An 18,920-nucleotide genomic window follows, 5' to 3' on the forward strand; every position below is an offset into this window, starting at 1 on the left:
TCAGTCCTCGCCCTGCGGTCGCTGGGCCGGCAGCTCCGGCCTGAGCCGCGCCAGCAGCAGTTCCCGTTCCTCCGCGAACGCCGGGTCCGCCTGGTAGTCGCCGTGGCCGAGGATGGGCGCCGGCAGCGGATGTTCGGGGGTACGGCCGTACGCCAGCGGGTCCTTGAGGGCCTCGCGGTCCACGGCTGGGCCGCAGTCGCCGGGCAGTCGTACGGGGCCGCCGATGGGGTCGGTGGGCCGGTACAGGTTGCGCCAGCAGTCGACCTCGTCGTGCAGCTGGGTGAGCGCGTCCTGGCCGAAGTGGGCCGGGAACCAGCGGCCGTACAGACGCTCCAGCGGAGAGCCGTAGGTCAGGAGCGCGACCCGCTTGCGGTCGGCGGGTGTGAGCTGCCAGGCCGCGGCGGCCGCGAGCACGCTGCCCTGGGAGTGCCCGGAGATGACGAGGCGGCGGCCTTCCCCGGCGCGGGTCCAGGTCGCCATCCGCCAGGTCAGGTCGGGCACCGCCCGCTCGGCGTAACAGGGCGGCGCGAAGGGGTGTGCGGCGCGCGGCCAGAATGTGCCGACGTCCCAGAGGATGCCGATGGTGCGCCGCGCCGAGGCGTCCTTGTAGGCGCGCCTGCCCCAGGTGACGAACAGTATGAAGCCGAAGCCGATCAGCCAGGAGCCGAGCGCCTGCGCGGTCTCGGCGCCGCCGTGCACGAAGGCGTACGTGCCGCCCGCGGCCTCGCTCGGTGTCTTGTCCGTGGTCAGAGCGCCGACCAGGGCGCCGGCGCCGAGGAGCAGGGTCGCCGTGGACGTGACGGCGACGACGAGGGGGGCACGGTCGGTGAGCGTCGCCATCGCGCGCGTGGTCGCGATGCGGCGGGTGCGGGCCGTGTCGCGGGGTTCTCCGACGTAGTCGACCTCGACGTTGCCGAGCTCGGTGCGGCGCAGCCGCCAGGCCCGCCATCCGAGCCCGCCGCAGAGCAGCAGCAGGAGGACGAGCAGCGGCGGGATCACGGACGCCTGCCAGGTCAGCAGGACAGGCGGGCCGACTATGGACGCGCCGGTGCCGTCCAGCCAGTCCGCGACCCGCTGGGCGACCCCGCCGGACATGACTCCGCCGAGGGCGCAGGCCAGCATCGCCACGGCCGGTCCGCCGAGGCCGCGCATCGCGGCGCGCGGGTCGGGCCGTGTGCGGTGCAGGACGTGCGCGACCACGGCGAGGACGATGACCAGCAGCCCTTGGAAGAAGGCGATGGCGCCGAAGGTGGGGTCGCCCGGGAGGCGGCCGGTCGACGTCCAGCCCGGCCGGTCCCATCCGGCGTACACCAGGGCGAGCGCCAGCAGGACGAGGGCGGCAAGGGGCAGCCGTCGTACGAGGTGCTCGTCGAGTTCCCGGTCGAGGCGGTTCTCGCTGCGGCCGCGGCGGCAGACCACCCAGACCGCGGCGGCCGCGCAGGCGACGATCGCCGCGTCCAGGGCCCAGCCGAGTGTGTCGAGGAGCGCGGGGCCGCCGGAGCGGCGGTCGTGGCGGGCCGCCGCGGAAGCGACCGCCGCGGCGACGGTGAGCAGTCCCGCGGCGGTGTGCGCGGCGCGCAGCCGGGCGACCAGACGGCGGCCGTACCAGAAGCCGGGGCGGCCCAGCGAGGTGCCGCCGGACTCCTCGTCGGGCTCGGCCTCGCGGGTCATCGGCTGCTGGGACTCGTACGCGCTCCAGGTGCGGCGGGAGAGGTACCACAGCAGGCCGGTCAGCCCGGCGGGCACCACGGCCGCGAGGGCGAGCCTGCGGCCGGGGTCGCTCCACCAGCCGCCGTCCGAGACCGTGGGCGACAGGAAGCCCAGCCAGCTGTGCCGCTCGGCGCACGCGCGTGTGCCCGCGCACTGCCAGGCCACGAGGTCGAGGGCGACCTCGCACGCGGCCGCGACGAGCAGCACGGTCAGCGTCAGCCCGGCGAGGCGTACGAGCAGGCCGTACAGACGCACCGTCCGTGTGCGGTCACGGGTGGCGGGGCGCATCCAGTGGGCGAGGTTGACCACCATGAACGGCAGCAGTAACAGCCACAGGGCGCGGGCGCTGTTGCCGGAGGTGAGGTTGCACCAGACGTAGGCCTCGGGGACGGGCAGTTCCCGCTGGTCGTCCGGCCGGTCCTCGGCGTCGACGTCGTCGGCGCGGCGGAAGACGGCGGCCGTGTCGTCGCCGGTGATCCGCACGGTTCGCGGGTCGTCGAGCATCTCCTGCGGCGTGGTGCCACCGACGCCGTGGACCAGGAGTTCCAGCGCGGCTCCCCCGCTCGCGGCGCTCGTGCCCTGGTCCGCGGGCTCCTTCGTGGTCGCGTCCGCCCTGGTCATGGCGGCGCGTTCCGGCGCACGTTCCACTCTTCGCACTTCCCCCGTGACGAGCCGTCGGCTTCTGTCCGTGCGGGCACAAGGATCTCCATCTGAGCGGCCCCTCACACCTCTCGTCACGGAATCTCCCCGTTCCGTGTGAAGGACAGGGGAACGGGAGATGCCGAAGTGACATGCGCGCGTCGGGACGGCCAGTGGCGCGACCCTTGCCCTACCGTGCGAGGATGGGTCGTCCCGCGCCCCGGAAGGCGCGAGAATGTCCTTGTCGGAGGGGGTGCGCAGGGATGTCGGACGGCAGCGGCGAAAGGACCGGAGCGTACGTGAGCGAGAATCAGAACCTCCTCGCGGAGCAGCGGCGCGCCCTGATCCTGGACGAGGTCCGGCGGCGAGGCGGGGTCCGCGTCAACGAGCTGACCCGCAAGCTCGGCGTGTCGGACATGACGGTGCGCCGCGATCTCGACGCGCTCGCCCGGCAGGGCGTGCTGGAGAAGGTGCACGGCGGTGCGGTCCCGGTGGTCGAGGCCAGCACGCACGAGCCGGGCTTCGAGGCCAAGTCGGGTCTGGAGCTGACGGCCAAGGAGGACATCGCGCGGGCGGCGGCCGAGTTGGTCGCGCCGGGCAGCGCGATCGCGCTGTCGGGCGGTACGACGACTTTCGCACTGGCGCATCAGCTGGTCGACGTTCCCGACCTGACCGTGGTCACCAACTCGGTGCGGGTGGCCGATGTGTTCCACGCCGCGCAGCGCACGACGGGCCCCCGGCAGGGCGCGGCCACGGTCGTGCTGACCGGCGGGGTGCGTACCCCGTCCGACTCGCTGGTGGGCCCGGTGGCCGACCAGGCGATCGCGGCGCTCCACTTCGACGTGCTGTTCCTCGGTGTGCACGGCATATCGGTCGAGGCCGGCCTGTCCACGCCCAACCTCGCGGAGGCCGAGACCAACCGGCGCCTCGTGCAGTCGGCGCGGCGGGTCGTGGTCGTCGCCGACCACACCAAGTGGGGTGTGGTGGGGCTGAGTTCGTTCGCGGCGCTGGAGCAGGTCGACACGCTGGTGACGGACGCCGGGCTGGAGAGCGCGGCGCGCTCGGAGGTCTCGGAGCACCTGCGGCGGCTGGTGGTGGCCGGTGAGCCCGATGAGGGTGCAGACATCTGACGGGGTGCCAGCTAGGGTGGCGCTGCCCGGAGCACTGTCGGCACAGGGGGGTACATCCATGGCACACCTGCTGCGTGAGGTGGGGATCGACTTCGTGGGGCGCGCGCCGGTGCGGCATGTCTTCGCGCGGGAGATCTCGGCTTCGCCGGAGACGGTGTACCGGGCGCTCGCCGAGGATGTGCCGGGCTGGCCGGACTGGTTCTCGGCGGTGACGCTGGCCCGCCCGCTGGATGACGGGGCCCGGCGCGAGGTGCGGCTCAAGGGCGGCACGCGCTTCGAGGAGACGATACTCGCGGCGAAGAGCCCCGAGGTGTACGCCTATCGCGTCGACCTCACGAACGCGCCGGGAGCGCGGGCGATGGTGGAGGAATGGCGGCTCGCTCCGGCGGGGACGGGCACGCGTGTGCAGTGGACGTTCGCCGTGGACGGTACTGCGCCGTTCCGGTTCGCTTTCGGGCTTGCGAAGCCGGGGCTGGGGCGGACGTTCCGCAGCGCGGTGGGTGCGCTGGACCGGCGCCTGTCGCTCCGCTAGGGGAGCCGGGAGAGGTCGTCGGTCGTCTGCGGGGCCGTCGTGGCCGGTCGCGCAGTTCCCCGCGCCCCTGAGGGCGTTGCCGGGCCGTGGGCAGTTGCGCCGAGGGCGCTCAGGGCGTTGCCGAAGGCAGTTGGATCAGACCGCCCAAACTTCTGTCACTCGGGCCAGACGCCCGTCTGCAGCAGTTGTTCGATGGCCGTCGCGTACGGGGCGATGTCCAGGCCCTGTTCGGTCAGCCACGCGTCGGAGTAGTACTTGTCGAGGTAGCGGTCGCCCGGGTCGCAGAGCAGGGTCACCACGCTCCCCCGGCGTCCCTCGGCGACCATCTCGGCGACGATCTTCAGGGCGCTCCACAGGCCGGTGCCGGTGGAGCCGCCCGCCTTGCGGCCGATGGCCTGCTCCAGGGCGCGGACGGCGGCCACGCTCGCCGCGTCCGGGACCTTCATCATCCGGTCGATCGCGCCGGGCACGAAGCTGGGCTCCATGCGCGGGCGGCCGATGCCCTCGATGCGGGAGCCGCAGTCGCAGGTGACGTCCGGATCGCCGTTGGTCCAGCCCTCGAAAAAACAGGAGTTCTCCGGATCGGCGACACAGATCCGGGTGTCGTACTGCATGTAGTGGACGTACCGGGCGAGGGTCGCGGAGGTACCGCCGGTGCCGGCGGTGGCGACGATCCACGCGGGCTCCGGGAACCGTTCCAGCCGGAGCTGGCGGAAGATGGACTCGGCGATGTTGTTGTTGCCGCGCCAGTCCGTTGCCCGTTCGGCGTAGGTGAACTGGTCCATGTAGTGGCCGCCGGTCTCCACCGCGAGGCGGGCGGACTCCTCGTACATCTTCCGTGAGTCGTCCACGAAGTGGCACTGTCCGCCGTGGAACTCGATGAGGCGGCACTTCTCGGCGCTGGTCGTGCGGGGCATGACCGCGATGAAGGGCACGCCGATCAGCTTCGCGAAGTACGCCTCGGAGACGGCCGTCGAACCGCTGGACGCCTCGATCACCGGGCGGCCCGGCCGGATCCAGCCATTGCACAGCCCGTACAGGAACAGCGAGCGGGCTAGCCGGTGTTTGAGGCTTCCGGTCGGGTGCGTCGACTCGTCCTTGAGGTACAGGTCGATGCCCCACTGCTCCGGCAGCGGGAAGCGCAACAGGTGCGTGTCGGCCGAACGGTTGGCGTCGGCCTGGACCTTGCGCACGGCATCTTTCAGCCAGACACGGTAGGCGGCGTCGGTGTGGTCGACGTCGAGGGTCACGCCGGACGGGGTCTGCTGGACGGTGCTCACGGCGGTGCTCCTCAAGCTGTGCGGCAGCGCCGGCTCGCGCCGCCGTCGCTTCGAGCATAGACATCTTCCGCACGCTTCTCACCTGCATAAACACACCTTTGAGAGCCTCAAAGGCATCCCTGGACCGATGTCTCACCGGGCCTTCGGGGGCGCATTCGCGCGAGTGCTCCGAACGGCCCGGTCCAGGCATGACGTGCGTACTGGTGCTCGACGCGGTCCGCGGGCAGACTGCACCGGACGGGACAGCGTTCCCGGACGGGGGGCACACTGGATCACGACCGGAGCCGGCCACGGCCCACGCGGGACGGACCGGCACACCGACACGCGCTAAGGGGCGGGGCATGGCTGAGCCGGAGTTCAGGGCCACGGGCGTGCGGATCGGGAAGCGACTGCGCTCCCTGACCCGGGCCGGACAGGTGCGGATAAGCGACGGCAGGCTGCAACTGCTCACCAGCTACGGCAGCGAGATCGACAGCGCGCCGGTACAGGCGGTGCGGGCGTCCAAGCCCTGGTTCGCCGCGGACGACCGGGCGCTCGCCGACCTCAACGGCAACCGCTACTCACTGACGTTGGGCGATCACGACCCCGCGCCGGGCGAGCCCGGTCCGCCCGCGGCGCGCCGGTTCATCGAGGCCGTACGGAAGGCTGCGGGGCGTAAGGGCTGAGTCACGGCGAGTTGCGGTCTCGCAACTCCTGCGTCACTCTGGTCTCACGTCACTCTGGGTTTACCGGCGACAACGCTGCGAACCAGCCCGCCGGCCATGACAGCAGGCGGCCGTTTTCTTCAAGCACCCTGCTGGATCCGTACTCCGTGTTCTTCCGGACCTCTTCAGTCGGGGAGTCGCAGCCGTGATCAGCTACCCAAGCAGGCACTGCACGGTGGAGCTCCAAGCCCTGCCGTCGCGGATCGGCCAGGTCCGCAGAATCGTCTCTGCGCAGTTGCGCTACTGGCATCTGGACCCCTTGATAGACCGCGCCGCGCTCGGTGTGACCGAGCTGTTGACCAACGTCCACCAGCACGCGCAGCCCGACAAGACGTGCACCGTGGAGATCGAGCTCCTGCTCGACCGGCTCACGGTCTCGGTGCGCGACTGCGACCCCCGTCTGCCGGTCGTGGCGGAGGCCGCGGGCGCCGACGCGCTCGCCACCTGCGGTCGCGGCCTGGCGATGGTGGCCGCGGTCAGCGAGAGCTGGGGTGTGCGGCCCGACGAGTCGGGCAAGATCGTGTGGTTCTCGCTGCCGGCGCCCGTGGCGGCGGTACGGGCCACGCCCGCGCGCCCTCCACAGCGGACGACGACCGTGACCGTGGAGACGCCCGCGCGGCGGTTCGCGGAGGTCGGACAGCGCGTCGACCTGAGCCGGCCCGAACACGCTCCCGCCCGATCGGCCGTTGCCGGCTGATCGGGCGGTGAGGGGGCTTCGACGGGTGGGCCTTCGGGGCCGGCGGCCGTGAACAGGCCGCCGGCCCCGAAGGCCCTGCCACGCCCCTTTGTGCGTGGGGCACGCGCGTGTCACTCCGTGGCGATGGCCCGCAGTACGTCCAGTCGTGCCGCGCGGCGCGCCGGGCGCAGGCCCGCCAGCGCCCCTGCGGTGAGTCCGACCAGGGCCACCACCGTGAGTTGCAGGGGCGGCATCGCGAAGGCGAAGGCGCTGTCGGACGCGCCGTCCGACGCCTCGACCAGGACCCAGCCGAGGAAGGCTCCGAGGGCGAGGCCGCCGACCGTGCCGAAGGCCGCGACCAGGATCGACTCCCAGCGCACCATGGCACGCAGTTGCGAGCGGGTCTGGCCGACGGCCCGCAGCAGGCCCAGTTCGCGGGTGCGCTCGTGGATCGCGAGGGTGAGTGTGTTGGCGATGCCGAGGAGCGCGATGAGCACCGCGAGGGCGAGCAGCGCGTAGACGAGTGTCAGCATCATGTCGATGCCGCCTGCCGCGGACTGCGCGTACTCGTCGCGGGTCTGCACCTCCGGGTTGCCGTACTGTGCCGCGGCCTTCTGGACCGCAGCCTTGCCGTCGTCCGTGCCTACGCCGTCCTTGAAGGAGACGGCGACCAGCGTGTCGGCGTCCTGGGTGCGGTGCGGGGCCCAGGCGTCGCGGGTGATGACGTAGTCGCCGGCGAGTTCGGACCTGCCGTAGACCGCGCGGACCGTGAAGGTCTGCGTTCGGCCGTCGGTGAAGGTGAGCCGGGCCTTGTCGCCGGTCCTCAGGTGCTGCTTGTCGGCCTCGTTCTCGGTGATGGCGATGCCCTCGGTGCCGAGGCCGTTCATGGAGCCCCGGATCTCGCCGAGGTCGAAGGTGCGCTCCAGGGCGACCGGGTCGGTGACCGTCAGCGCCCGTCCCTTGCCGTCGACTTCGGCGACACCGCGGCCGAGTCCGACGGCCGTGTCCACCTCGGGCAGCCGCTGGACCGCGTCGGCGAGGCGCGGGCTCAGGCCGCTGCCGCCCGCGCCGAACGACGGGGTGCTGATGGCCACGTCACCCGCGAAGGAGCGGGCCACGGTCTGGTCCATGGTCGCCTTCAGGGAGGCACCGAACACGGTGAACAGCGACACCACGGCCACGCCGATCATCAGGGCGCTGGCGGTGGCGGCCGTGCGCTTGGGGCTGCGCAGGGCGTTGCGCCGGGCGAGTCCGCCGGTGACGCCGCGCAGTCGGTCCAGGGGGCCGCCGAGGACGCGTACGGCCGTGCTGGAGGCGACCGGGCCGAGCACCACGAAGGCGATCAGGGCGAGGACCGCGCCGGTGGCCGCGAGCCAGATGGACGGGGACGCCAGGACGCCGGTGAGTGTCACGCCGAGCGCGAGGGCGATCAGCGCCAGGCCGGTGACGGCACGGGTGCGGGAGGCGCCGGAGGTGTCGACGGCCGTCTCGCGCAGCGCGGCGAGCGGCGCGGTGCGGCCGGCGCGTAGCGCGGGCAGCAGGGCGGAACCGAGGCAGACCACGACGCCGACGGCCAGTGGCAGGGCCATGGAGAGGGCGCTGATCACCAAGTCGCCTTCGGGGAAGGGGAATCCGATCGCAGGGAACAGCGCCTGGAGTCCGGCCGCGATGCCGATGCCGCCCGCGAGACCGGCCGCCGACGCGACGATGGCCACGGCGCTCGCCTCGACGAGGGTGGAGACGGTGACCTGACGGCGTGAGGCGCCCAGGGCCCGCAACAGGGCGTTCTCGCGGGTGCGCTGGGCGACGACGATCGCGAAGGTGTTGTGGATGGAGAAGGTCGCGACGAGCAGCGCGACGCCGGAGAACACCAGCAGCAAGGTCGTGAAGACCGACAGGAACTGGCTGGAGATCATGTCGGTGTTCTCCTCGGCCGACTCCTGGCCGGTGATGGCCTCGACTCCCTTGGGGAGCACGGGAGTCAGCGCGTCGACGAGCTCCTGCTGGCCGACGCCGGGGCCGGCCCGCACCTGGATGGTCGCCGCCTCGCCGGGCGCGGCCGTGAGGTACTTCTCCGCGTCGGCCCGGGTCATGCCGGTGAAGGTCACCTGGGCCATGCCGTCCTCGCCGCCGAAGGTCGCGAGGCCGACGACGGTCACCTTGACGGGGTCGGGCGTGCGCAGGGTGGTCGTGTCGCCGATGTTCAGGTCGCCACGCTCGGCGGTGCCACGGTCGATGACGACCTCGCCGGGACCGCGCGGGGCGTGGCCCTCTGCGAGTCGGTAGGCGTTGAGCTCCGGGTCGGTGATCCAGTTGCCGGCGAGGGTGGGCGGGCCCTGGCCGCCGATGGGGTCGCCGTTCTTGCCGATGAGCTGGCCGGCGCCCTGGATGTTGGGCGCTGCGGCCGCGACGCCGGGGACCTTCTCGATCGTGCCGACGAGGTCGGTGGCGACCGGTTCGCGTACGCCCTCGCTCTCGCCGGGTGTGGTGATGGCGTCGGCGCTGCGCACGACGGCGTCGGTGCCGCTGGTGGCGTTGCCGAACATGGTGTCGAAGCTGGCGCGCAGCGTGTCGCCCATGACGAGGGTGCCGGCGAGGAACGCCACGCCGAGGAACACCGCGAGGAACGTCCCGGCGAAACGCCGCTTGTGGGCGCGCAGGGAGGACGCGCTGAGGCGGACGGAGGCGTTCATGACGGCACCTCGAAGGCTTTCATGCGGTCCAGGACCTTGTCGGCGGTCGGTGCTTCCATACGGTCCACCAGGCGTCCGTCGGCGAGGAAGACGACCTCGTCGGCGTGGGCGGCGGCCACCGGGTCGTGCGTGACCATGACGACCGTGCGGGCGGTCTGGCGCACCGCGCGGCCGAGCAGGCCGAGGACCTCGCCGCCGGAGCGGGAGTCGAGGTTGCCGGTCGGCTCGTCGGCGAAGACGACGTCGGGCCGTCCGGCGAAGGCCCGGGCGACGGCGACGCGTTGCTGCTGGCCGCCGGAGAGTTCGGAGGGGCGGTGGTGGAGCCGGTCGCGCAGGCCGACGACGTCGATGAGGGCGCTGATCCACTCGGGGTCGCCGTCGCCGCCCGCGAGGTCGAGCGGCAGCGTGATGTTCTCCGCGACGGTCAACGTCGGCACCAGGTTGAAGGACTGGAAGACGAAGCCGACACGGTCCCGGCGCAGGAGGGTGAGGCGCCGGTCGTCGAGGCTGCTCAGCTCGGTGTCGCCGATGTGGGCGGTGCCCGAGGTGAGCGTGTCGAGGCCGGCCGCGCAGTGCATCAGCGTGGACTTGCCGGAGCCCGAGGGCCCCATGATCGCGGTGAAGCGGCCGACCGGGAAGTCGACGCTCACCCCGTCCAGGGCCCGCACGCCGGTGTCGCCGCTGCCGTACACCTTCACGGCGTCGACCACGCGGGCGGCCGTCGGTGTGATCGTGGTGGCGGTCGTGGCGGTCATGCCGCACCGCCCTTGCCCCTGCGGCCGAACTGCTCGTCCAGGACGGACAGTCGGCGCCAGTACTCGTCCTCGTCGATCTCGCCGGAGGCGAAGCGGTGGCCGAGCACGGCGATGGGCGAGTTGTCGTCGACCTCCGGGGCGCGCCAGGGGCCGCGGCGTCCGCGCCACACCGTGCGGCGCAGCAGCGTGATGCCGCCGACCACGACGGCCGCCCAGATCAGCGGGAAGAGGAGAATCCACGGCCCGGGGCCGCCGTCCGCGAAGTGAGCCAGGGTCTGCATCTCGAGTCATCTCCCGAGTCGGTTCGGTGGGGTCGTTCGGTGATGTCTCGAGACTCCCGCCGGGAGGGGGCCTGGGTCGTCGTACGGCCAGCGGCACTGCGTGTACCTCGCGGGGAGTACTGGAGGCCGGTTCCACTGCTCCGGAGGCGCTCGTCCGGGGCGCTTCCGGCCTCGACTTCTGTAACTACTAGTATGTACAGTGCCGGTATGAGCACCTCGGACCGACTGATCGAGTCCACCCGCGAGCTGTTGTGGGAGCGCGGCTATGTGGGCACCAGCCCCAAGGCCATCCTGGAGCGCTCGGGTGCCGGGCAGGGCAGCATGTACCACCACTTCAAGGGCAAGCCCGATCTCGCGCTGGCCGCGATCCGGCGGACCGCCGAGGAGATGCGGGCTACCGCCGCGGGAGTACTCGACGGGCCGGGCACGCCGTACGAGCGCATCGAGGCGTATCTGCGGCGCGAGCGGGATGTGCTGCGCGGCTGTCCGGTCGGGCGGCTGACGATGGACCCGGACGTGATCGCCAGCGACGAACTGCGGGCGCCCGTCGACGAGACGCTGGACTGGCTGCGGGAGCGGCTGGCCGGGATCGTCGAGGAGGGCAAGGAGCAGGGGCAGTTCGCGACCGGCCTCGACGGCGAGTCGATCGCGGCGACCATCGTCGCGACCGTGCAGGGAGGTTATGTCCTGGCCCGCGCGTCCGGTTCATCCGCCGCCTTCGACGCGGGCGTCGGAGGGCTGCTGTCGCTGCTCGCCCCGCGCGAGACCACCCGCGCTTCGTGAGGAAGTCCGACTCCCCGTCCTGAGAAGGGACTTGGCATGCACGCCATGCAGTACGAGTTCACCCTGCCCGCCGACTACGACATGGACGTCATCCGCTCCCGTGTCGCCCGCGTCGGGCATCTGCTGGACGACTGGGACGGGCTCGGCGTCAAGGCGTATCTGCTGCGTGAGCGCGGGGTGCGCGGGTCGGCGGTGAACCAGTACGGGCCGTTCTATCTCTGGAACACCGTGGAGGGCATGAACACTTTCTTGTGGGGCGGCGCATTCCAGGGGCCCGTGAACGACTTCGGGCGGCCGCGGGTGCGGCAGTGGACGGGGCTCGCGTACGAGGAGGGCGGCGCGGCGCACTCCCCCGCGGCGTTCGCCGTGCGTCGGCGTCAACCGGTACCGGAGGGCGTGGAGTTGGCCGGAGTCGTCGCGGAGGCCGTGGACGAGACCGCGCGGCTGGCGGAACGGGACGGCGCCGTGCTGGCGGCGGCCGTCGTCGACACGCACGCCTGGGAGGTGGTCCACTTCTCGGTCTGGGAGCACGACACGCCCAAGGCCGAGGGCGAGGTGTACCAGGTGCTGCATCTGTCGTCGCCGGGACGCGGTGCGCTGCCTCGGGGCAGGCAGTGGTGAGCGCGGTCCGTACGGTCCTCGGCGACCTGCGGCCCGAGGAGCTCGGCGTGTGCGACGCGCACGACCACCTCTTCCTGAGCAGCCCGCAACTGCCCGGCCAGGAGCTCAACGACGCCTCCGCCGCACGTGCCGAGCTGGACGCGTTCCGCGCGGCCGGCGGTTCGGCGGTGGTGCAGTGGACGCCGTACGGCATGGGGCGCCGGGCCGCCGATCTGCCGCCGCTGTCGCGGGCCGCCGGCGTGCATCTGGTCTGTGCGACGGGGTTGCACCAAGCAGCGCACTACACCCCGGAGTTGCTCGACGAAGTGCGCGGGAAGCTTGCCGACGTCTTCGTGTCCGAGCTGACCGTGGGCATCGGGACCTCGGGAGTGCGCGCCGGGCTCGTCAAGGTCGCCGGCGGCTTCCACGCCCTCGACACGCACGCCCGCTGGACGATGACAGCCGCGGCCGAGGCCCACCACGCGACGGACGCGCCGATCGCCGTGCACCTGGAGGCCGGGACCGGCGCGCTCGACGTACTGGACCTGCTGTGCGGTGAGCTGGGGGTTCCGCCGCAGCGGGTGATCCTCGGCCATCTCAACCGCTCACCCGACCTCGTGGTGCACCGCGAGGCCGCCGCGTCGGGCTGCTGGCTCGCCTTCGACGGGCCCTCGCGCGCCCATCACGCCACCGACTGGCGGATGCCGGACGCGGTGCTGGCGCTGGCCGAGGCCGGGTTCGGGCACCGGCTGCTGCTGGGCGGGGACACCGTCGTCGCCGGGGCGCGGTCGGTCGACGGGGGTCCCGGGATGCCGTATCTGTTGCGCAGGCTACGGCCGCGGATCGCGTCGGCGCTGGGCGAGGAGCTGGTGGAGCGCGTGCTCGTCGACAACCCGGGTCGAGCTTTCACCGCTGATTGGCGGTGACGTCCGGCGGGGCGTTCGCCGCCGGCCGGCCCTGACCCGATCGCATCGGTCTCTGACCCTCCGCCCGCTTTCACCAGCGCACGGCGTGCGGAGGATGGGACATGACGGTCCTGCCCGGTGCCGTCACGGACGACGAAGGGCGAGGTCATGGCGCTGGAGATGCGCGAACGATGCGAGCGCTGCGAGATCGCGCAGCTGCCGCCGGACGCCCCCGCCCGCATCTGCTCCTACGAGTGCACCTTCTGCGTCCAGTGCGCCGAGGCGATGCGCAGCGTCTGCCCGAACTGCGGCGGTGAACTCGTGCCGAGGCCGCGGCGCTCCTGAGACCTCCCCCTGAATGTGGGCCTACCGCTTGCCGGGGGCTCCTTCGTGCCGGTCCAGTTCGGTCAGCAGGCGGCGCAGCGAGGCGCGGGTGGCGCGGATCTCCTCGTCGGGAATGGCCGCGAAGAGGGTGCGGTGCGTCTTCGTGGCTCTGTCGGTGAGGCGGGCGAGCGTGTCCTCGCCGGGCGGCGTCATCGTCAGGTGCGGCGAGCCGCGGTGATCCGGGTTGTCCCGGTAGGCGGCGAGCCCGAGCGAGACGAGATCGTTGGCGACCCGCTGGATGTTCTGGCGGCTCACGCCGAGGCGGCGTGCGGCCTGGGGGATGGTGAGCGGCTCCTCGGACACGACGCTCAGGACCTGCCATCGGGCCTGTGTGAGCCCCTCCGCACCGGCGGTTTCATCGCCCAGGCGGCGCAGGGCCCCGGCCGCCTCGAGCACATCCGCGATCAGCAGGGCAGTCTCGTCCGACATCGCCACTCCTCTCTCGACCATCTCTCGACCACTCTTGACAACACATTGTCAGTCTAGCAACGTGTTGTCGCGTTACTGGAACAGCCATCCCAAGGACAGGCCATGCCCAAGATCGACCTCTACCGGAATGTTCACATGGGGCAGCGCGCGCGACTGTTCGCACTCGCCACCGAGCTCGGCGCCGCGGACGTGTCCCACAGCGGTGCCGCCGCCGAGCAGGCGGCCCGGTGCCTCGCGATGACGCGGGAACTGCGTGAGCACGCCGACCACGAGGACACCTTCATCCACCAGTTGCTCCGGGAGCGGGCCCCTGAGGCGGCGGACGCGCTGGAGGCCGAGCATGTGCGCCTCGACGCGGCCTTCGTCGCGCTGGACGAGCGGGCGCGCACCCTCACCGGCACCCCGGCCGAGGACCTGCCGGAGGCCCAGCACGCGCTGTACCTGGCACTCAACGAGGTGATCAGCGCCTACCTCGCCCATCTGCACGCCGAGGAGACGGTCGCGATGCCGGCCCTGTGGCAGTACGCCGGCGCCGAGGAACTGGGCGCTGTGATGGCCGCCTTCCGTGCCTCGCGCACCCCCGAGCAGGCCCTCACGGACCTCCGCAGGATGCTGCCCGCCCTGCCGCCCGCGCCCAGGGTCGCGATCGTGCGCGATGTCATGGCGGCCGCCCCGCACGGGCAGGCGGACCGCGCGCTCGCCGCGGTGTGCGGCACGCTCGGCCCCGACCAGCGTCACCGGCTGTACGAGGACCTCGGGGTACCGGAGGTGCGGGCGGAGGGATGAGCGGTGCTTCAGGCCCGGCCGAGGTCCAGTCGCTCGCTGCGGCGCGCTACGCCCGGCCGAGGTCCAGTCGCTCGATGCGGGCGACGTTCTCCCGGTCGTCGGCGTCCGTGCCGGCCTCGGCGGCGAACCAGGCGTCGAGGATCTCCCTGAGCAGCGGCTCGGACGTCAGCCGCAGACCGAGGGCCAGCACGTTGGCGTCGTTCCAGCGGCGGGCGCCGTCCGCCGTGTAGGCGTCCGTGCACAGGGCGGCCCGTACACCCGGCACCTTGTTCGCGGCGATCGAGGCGCCCGTGCCGGTCCAGCAGCACACGACGGCCTGGTCCGCGGTACCGGCGGCCACCTCGCGGGCGGCCGCCTCGGAACAGGCGGCCCATTGCGGGTCGGAGCCCGGGCTCAGTGCGCCGTAGGTCACCACCTCATGACCACGCTCGCGCAGTTCGGCGACGAGCGAGCGCGCCACCGGCTTGTCCATGTCCGAGGAAACGGAGATCCGCATGTCCCGAGCCTACTCGGGACGGCACGCCGACCGAGGGCGGGGCGGTCGTCCGGGGCGCCGTTGAAGGCGGAGACGGCCGCCACGAACCCGGTCCGCCGAAGGCCGGCTAGGTCAGTGCCCCGAGCGGATCGTCCAGCACCGGCTGCCACGCCAACTCGGCCGCTCCGACCAGGCTGTTGTGGTCGAGGGTGCACGCGAGGATCGGGACGCTGCCGCTCTGGCCCCACAGGCTGCGGTCGGCGACGACGGCCCGCAGGCGTTCGGGGTCGGCGTCCAGGAGGGTGCGGTGCAGACCGCCGAGGATGATGCGGTCCGGGTTGAGGATGTTCACCAGACCGGCCAGGCCCAGGCCGAGGCGGTCGATGAGGGCCTCGGTGGCCGTGCGGATCGTGGGGTCGTCGTAGTGGTTGCCGATCAGGTCCTTGGACTGCTGGAGCAGCGAGACCTCGGGGCCCGGCTCCCGCCCCGCCGCCGTGAGGAAGGCCAGCGGATCGGCCTCGACGTCGAGGCAGCCGCGGCTGCCGCAGTGGCAGGGTCTGCCCTCGGGGTTCACGGTGAGGTGCCCGACCTCCAGGGCCAGGCCCGAACTGCCGGTGTGCAGACGGCCGTCCAGTACGAGCGCCCCGCCGACGCCCCGGTGCCCGGTGGCCACGCACAGCAGGTCGCGCGCACCGCGCCCCGCGCCGTGCCGGTGCTCGGCGAGCGCGGCGAGGTTGACGTCGTTGCCGGTGAACGCCGGACCGGTGATCCCGGCCGCGCGCACGCACTCCGCGAAGATCCGGCGCACCGGCGCGCCCACGGGCCAGGCCAGGTGCAGCGGGTTGAGCGCGAGACCGTCGGGTTCGGCGACGGCGGACGGTACGGCGAGTCCGGCGCCGACACAGCGCCGCCCGGTCGTGCGCAGCAGTTCGGAGCCCGCCTCGACGACCGAGCCGAGCACCTTGGCCGGATCGGCGTCCACGGCCTCGCAGCCGGGCGCGGTGGCGACGATACGTCCGCCGAGGCCGACCAGCGCCGCGCGGAACCCGTCGGCGTGGACCTGTGCGGCGAGGACGACGGGCCCGTCCTCGGCGACCGACAGCCGGTGCGAGGGCCGCCCCTGGGAACCGGCCGCCGCGGCGGGCCGGGCGTCGACCCGGATGAGCCCGAGCGCCTCCAGCTCGGCGGCGACCGCGCCGGCCGTGGCCCGGGTCACCCCGAGCTCGGCGGTGAGGACGGCACGCGTGGGCGCGCGCCCGGTGTGCACGAGCTCCAACGCGGGCCCGAGCGCACCGCGCCCCCGGTCCAACCGCGTCCTCGAGGTGGTCCCTTCCCCCGCCGGCCGGGGGTCCGCGTTGCCGCTCATGAGGGCGAGTCTCCCATGATCCGCGAGCGTGACGGCCTACAGCCCGCTCACCCTCAGCGTGATGTTCAGACGCCCGGTCAGCCCCAACTCCGGCGGTGCGGTGTCCGGGTACACCTTCGGTACGCCGTGGTGGGCGAGCCTGGCGGGGCCGCCGAACACGAACAGGTCGCCGCTGCGCAGCTCGACGTCCGTGTAGGGCCGGGTCCGGGTCTCGGTGTTGCCGAAGCGGAAGACGCAGGTGTCGCCGAGGCTCAGGGACACGACCGGCGCGTGCGACTTCTCGTCGCTGTCGCGGTGCATGCCCATGCGGGCGTCGGCGCCGTAGAAGTTGATCAGCGCGATGTCGTAGGCCGCCGAGTGCGGCTCGCCCAGGGTGTCCCGCACCGCGCGGCGGCCCAGCTCGCCGAGCCAGTCGGGGAACGGCTTCACGGGGCTGCCGTCGCCGTCGACGACCGTGCGGGCGTAGGCGTACGGGTACCAGTGCCAGCCCAGGCACACCTGCCGGGCGGTCATGGTGCCGCCGCCGGGGGTGCGGACCGTGCGCAGGCCGGCCGGTGGGCGGGACCAGTCACGGCAGGCTTTCAGCAGCTCGCGCTGGGCAGGCGGGTCCAGCCAGTCCGGCAGATGCACCGCGCCCGGCGCCACCTCCGTACGCTCCCGGGGGAACAGCTCGGCGTCCATGCCTTCCATCCTCCCCCACCGGCCCTGCCTCCCCACCGGCCGTGAGCTGCGGCTCGGCTAGCCTGGAGGCACGATGAACGACCGTATGACGACGCCCTGGGGCGACCTGGCGCTGACCCGTTTCCCCGAGGACCCGCGCGAGCGGCTGCGCGCCTGGGACGCCTCCGACGAGTACCTCCTCAGGCACCTGGCGGAGCAGGAGATCCCGCTGTCCGGCACGGTCGTGGTCGTGGGTGACCGCTGGGGCGCCCTGGTCACGGCGCTCGCCGCGCACCGGCCGACGCAGATCACGGACTCGTACCTGACGCAGGAGGCCACCCGCGCCAACCTCGCCCGACACGGCGTCGAACCCGGCACGGTCCGGCTGCTCACCACGCAGGACGCGCCGCCGGACCGCATCGACGTCCTGCTGGTGCGGGTGCCGAAGAGCCTGGCGTTGCTGGAGGACCAGCTGCTGAGGCTGGCGCCCGCGGTGCACGAGGGCACGGTGGTGGTCGGCACGGGCATGGTGAAGGAGATCCACACCTCTACGCTCCAGCTGTTCGAACGGGTCCTCGGCCCGACCCGCACCTCGCTCGCGGAGCGGAAGGCCCGGCTGATCTTCAGCACACCCGAGCCGGCCCAGGAGCGGGCCGCCAACCCGTGGCCGTACGCCTACACGCTCCCCGACGGCATCGGCGCCGTCTCGCAGGGCACGGTCGTCAATCACGCGGGCGTCTTCTGCGCCGACCGGCTCGACATCGGGACGCGGTTCTTCCTGGGGCATCTGCCGGACGGCAAGGGCGCGCAGCGGGTGGTGGACCTCGGGTGCGGCAACGGCATCGTCGGTACGGCGGTCGGGTTGGCCAACCCGGAGGCCGAGGTGCTGTTCGTGGACGAGTCGTTCCAGGCCGTGGCCTCGGCGGAGGCGACGTACCGGGCCAACGGGGTGCCCGGGCACGCCGAGTTCCGGGTGGGCGACGGGATGGCGGGGGTGCCGGCCGGCACTGTCGACCTCGTCCTGAACAATCCGCCGTTCCACTCGCACCAGGCGACGACGGACGCCACGGCCTGGCGCATGTTCACGGGCGCCAAGCGCGCGCTCCGGCCGGGCGGCGAGCTGTGGGTGATCGGCAACCGGCATCTCGGTTACCACGTGAAGCTGCGGCGGCTGTTCGGGAACAGTGAACTGGTCGCCGGGGACCCGAAGTTCGTGGTGCTGCGAGCCGTCAAGCGCTAGCCGCCGCTGCCCGGGTCAGTGTGCCTCCAGCACCCCGATGATGTCGGCCACCGCACGTACCATCGCCTCCCGGCCCACGCTCAGGTACTTGCGTGAGTCGACCGCCTCCGGGTGGGCGGCGAGGAAGTCGCGGATCGCGCTCGTCATGGCGATGTTGAGGGCCGTGCCGACGTTGACCTTGGCGATGCCGCCCGCCACGGCCGCGGCCAGTTCGCCGTCGGGGACGCCGGAGGAGCCGTGCAGGACGAGGGGGACGTCCAGGGCGGCGGCGAGGTGCTTGAGGAGTTCGTGGTCGAGGGTGGCGGTTCGGGTGGTCATGGCGTGCGAGCTGCCGACGGCGACGGCCAGGGCGTCGACGCCGGAGTCGGCGACGAAGGCGTGCGCCTCGACGGGGTCGGTGCGGGCTCCGGGGGCGTGGGCGTCCAGGGGCGGCTCGCCGTTCTTGCCGCCGAGGCGTCCCAGCTCGGCCTCGATCCACAGCCCTTGGGCGTGGGCCCAGTCGACGGCCGCCTTCGTGGCGGCGAGGTTGTCCAGGTACGGCAGGCGGGCCGCGTCGTACATCACCGAGCTGAACCCGGCGTCCGGGGCCTGGCGCAGCAGGTCGTCGCTCTGGACGTGGTCGAGGTGCAGCGCGACGGGGACGTCGGCGCGTTCGGCGGCGGCGACGGCCGCGCGGGCCAGCGGCAGCAGCCGTCCGTAGCGGAACTTGACGGCGTTCTCGCTGACCTGGAGGACGACGGGTGAACCGGCCGACTCCGCACCGGCGATGACGGCCTCGACGTGCTCCAGTGTGATGACGTTGAACGCGGCGACGGCTGAACGGGCTGCGGCGGCACGCGTGATGAGCTCGCCGGTGGTCGTGAGGGGCACGGCCTGTCCTTTCTCCTGCTTC

At 72.6% G+C, this 18,920-nt stretch carries 20 protein-coding genes; 10 read left to right on the top strand and 10 right to left on the bottom strand.

From position 1 onward, the window contains the following. Positions 1-2,331, bottom strand: a complete 2,331-nt coding sequence (locus tag PGH47_RS04440; protein WP_271662326.1) for a hypothetical protein — start codon at positions 2,329-2,331, stop codon at positions 1-3. A gap of 317 nt (positions 2,332-2,648) precedes the next feature. On the opposite strand from PGH47_RS04440, the gene PGH47_RS04445 reads away from it, so the two are divergent. Then, the gene (locus PGH47_RS04445) at positions 2,649-3,479 is read left to right on the top strand and encodes a DeoR/GlpR family DNA-binding transcription regulator (RefSeq protein WP_271662327.1); all 831 of its coding nucleotides are present in this window, start codon (positions 2,649-2,651) and stop codon (positions 3,477-3,479) included. A gap of 58 nt (positions 3,480-3,537) precedes the next feature. Further along, entirely contained in the window at positions 3,538-4,011 is a 474-nt protein-coding gene (locus tag PGH47_RS04450; RefSeq protein WP_030955552.1) for an SRPBCC family protein, read from the top strand. 155 nt (positions 4,012-4,166) lie between these two features. On the opposite strand, the gene PGH47_RS04455 is transcribed toward PGH47_RS04450, so the two are convergent. Next, the gene (locus tag PGH47_RS04455; protein WP_271662328.1) at positions 4,167-5,291 is read right to left on the bottom strand and encodes a PLP-dependent cysteine synthase family protein; all 1,125 of its coding nucleotides are present in this window, start codon (positions 5,289-5,291) and stop codon (positions 4,167-4,169) included. 341 nt (positions 5,292-5,632) lie between these two features. Between PGH47_RS04455 and PGH47_RS04460 the strand changes: the two genes are divergently transcribed. Together PGH47_RS04460 and PGH47_RS04465 are read left to right on the top strand one after the other, a co-directional pair. Beyond that, on the top strand, positions 5,633-5,956 hold the full coding sequence (locus PGH47_RS04460) for a hypothetical protein (RefSeq protein ID WP_030955556.1): 324 nt from the start codon (positions 5,633-5,635) through the stop codon (positions 5,954-5,956). A 184-nt stretch (positions 5,957-6,140) separates the two neighbouring features. Then, complete coding sequence (locus tag PGH47_RS04465) at positions 6,141-6,692, top strand: ATP-binding protein (RefSeq protein WP_271662329.1); 552 nt, start codon at positions 6,141-6,143, stop codon at positions 6,690-6,692. 110 nt (positions 6,693-6,802) lie between these two features. On the opposite strand, the gene PGH47_RS04470 is transcribed toward PGH47_RS04465, so the two are convergent. Genes PGH47_RS04470 through PGH47_RS04480 form a run of 3 tightly spaced genes read right to left on the bottom strand, consistent with a single transcriptional unit; the run spans position 6,803 to position 10,400 of the window. Further along, positions 6,803-9,364 carry an ABC transporter permease gene (locus tag PGH47_RS04470; protein WP_271662330.1) on the bottom strand — a complete coding sequence of 854 codons (2,562 nt, stop codon included), beginning with the start codon at positions 9,362-9,364 and terminating at the stop codon, positions 6,803-6,805. Further along, a complete protein-coding gene (locus PGH47_RS04475; protein ID WP_271662331.1) occupies positions 9,361-10,119 on the bottom strand; it encodes an ABC transporter ATP-binding protein in 759 nt (252 codons plus the stop codon). Before PGH47_RS04475 ends, PGH47_RS04470 begins: the two co-directional genes overlap by 4 nt. Further along, positions 10,116-10,400: an SHOCT domain-containing protein gene (locus PGH47_RS04480; protein ID WP_107911545.1), complete on the bottom strand. Its 285-nt coding sequence runs from the start codon at positions 10,398-10,400 to the stop codon at positions 10,116-10,118. Before PGH47_RS04480 ends, PGH47_RS04475 begins: the two co-directional genes overlap by 4 nt. A 192-nt stretch (positions 10,401-10,592) precedes the next feature. Here PGH47_RS04480 and PGH47_RS04485 point away from each other — a divergent pair, with 192 nt between their 5' ends. From PGH47_RS04485 to PGH47_RS04500, 4 genes are all read left to right on the top strand, one after another. After that, positions 10,593-11,183 (top strand): TetR/AcrR family transcriptional regulator, encoded by a 591-nt coding sequence (locus PGH47_RS04485; RefSeq protein ID WP_435887829.1) that lies wholly within the window; start codon positions 10,593-10,595, stop codon positions 11,181-11,183. A gap of 36 nt (positions 11,184-11,219) precedes the next feature. Next, positions 11,220-11,804, top strand: a complete 585-nt coding sequence (locus tag PGH47_RS04490; RefSeq protein ID WP_271662333.1) for a DUF4865 family protein — start codon at positions 11,220-11,222, stop codon at positions 11,802-11,804. Further along, positions 11,801-12,709, top strand: coding sequence for a phosphotriesterase family protein (locus PGH47_RS04495; RefSeq protein WP_271662334.1), 909 nt, complete (start codon positions 11,801-11,803; stop codon positions 12,707-12,709). Before PGH47_RS04490 ends, PGH47_RS04495 begins: the two co-directional genes overlap by 4 nt. A 147-nt stretch (positions 12,710-12,856) precedes the next feature. Then, entirely contained in the window at positions 12,857-13,033 is a 177-nt protein-coding gene (locus PGH47_RS04500) for a DUF1272 domain-containing protein (protein WP_271667982.1), read from the top strand. Positions 13,034-13,054: 21 nt separating this feature from the next. Here PGH47_RS04500 and PGH47_RS04505 read toward each other — a convergent pair whose 3' ends face one another. Continuing rightward, the gene (locus PGH47_RS04505; RefSeq protein ID WP_271662335.1) at positions 13,055-13,501 is read right to left on the bottom strand and encodes a MarR family winged helix-turn-helix transcriptional regulator; all 447 of its coding nucleotides are present in this window, start codon (positions 13,499-13,501) and stop codon (positions 13,055-13,057) included. 102 nt (positions 13,502-13,603) lie between these two features. Here PGH47_RS04505 and PGH47_RS04510 point away from each other — a divergent pair, with 102 nt between their 5' ends. Then, entirely contained in the window at positions 13,604-14,287 is a 684-nt protein-coding gene (locus PGH47_RS04510) for a hemerythrin domain-containing protein (RefSeq protein ID WP_271662336.1), read from the top strand. 46 nt (positions 14,288-14,333) lie between these two features. On the opposite strand, the gene PGH47_RS04515 is transcribed toward PGH47_RS04510, so the two are convergent. From PGH47_RS04515 to PGH47_RS04525, 3 genes are all read right to left on the bottom strand, one after another. Beyond that, positions 14,334-14,783: an RpiB/LacA/LacB family sugar-phosphate isomerase gene (locus PGH47_RS04515; RefSeq protein WP_271662337.1), complete on the bottom strand. Its 450-nt coding sequence runs from the start codon at positions 14,781-14,783 to the stop codon at positions 14,334-14,336. 106 nt (positions 14,784-14,889) lie between these two features. Continuing rightward, positions 14,890-16,128: an ROK family protein gene (locus tag PGH47_RS04520; protein ID WP_271662338.1), complete on the bottom strand. Its 1,239-nt coding sequence runs from the start codon at positions 16,126-16,128 to the stop codon at positions 14,890-14,892. Between the two features lie 36 nt (positions 16,129-16,164). Then, positions 16,165-16,809, bottom strand: a complete 645-nt coding sequence (locus PGH47_RS04525; protein ID WP_271662339.1) for an alpha-ketoglutarate-dependent dioxygenase AlkB family protein — start codon at positions 16,807-16,809, stop codon at positions 16,165-16,167. Between the two features lie 85 nt (positions 16,810-16,894). On the opposite strand from PGH47_RS04525, the gene PGH47_RS04530 reads away from it, so the two are divergent. After that, entirely contained in the window at positions 16,895-18,028 is a 1,134-nt protein-coding gene (locus tag PGH47_RS04530; RefSeq protein WP_271667983.1) for a methyltransferase, read from the top strand. A 15-nt stretch (positions 18,029-18,043) separates the two neighbouring features. Here the strand turns inward: PGH47_RS04530 and PGH47_RS04535 are convergent, their stop codons facing one another. Then, positions 18,044-18,898, bottom strand: coding sequence for a class II fructose-bisphosphate aldolase (locus tag PGH47_RS04535; protein ID WP_271662340.1), 855 nt, complete (start codon positions 18,896-18,898; stop codon positions 18,044-18,046). Positions 18,899-18,920 lie beyond the last annotated feature (22 nt).

This window comes from Streptomyces sp. HUAS 31, from assembly GCF_028198125.1.
GTDB lineage: Bacteria > Actinomycetota > Actinomycetes > Streptomycetales > Streptomycetaceae > Streptomyces > Streptomyces chartreusis.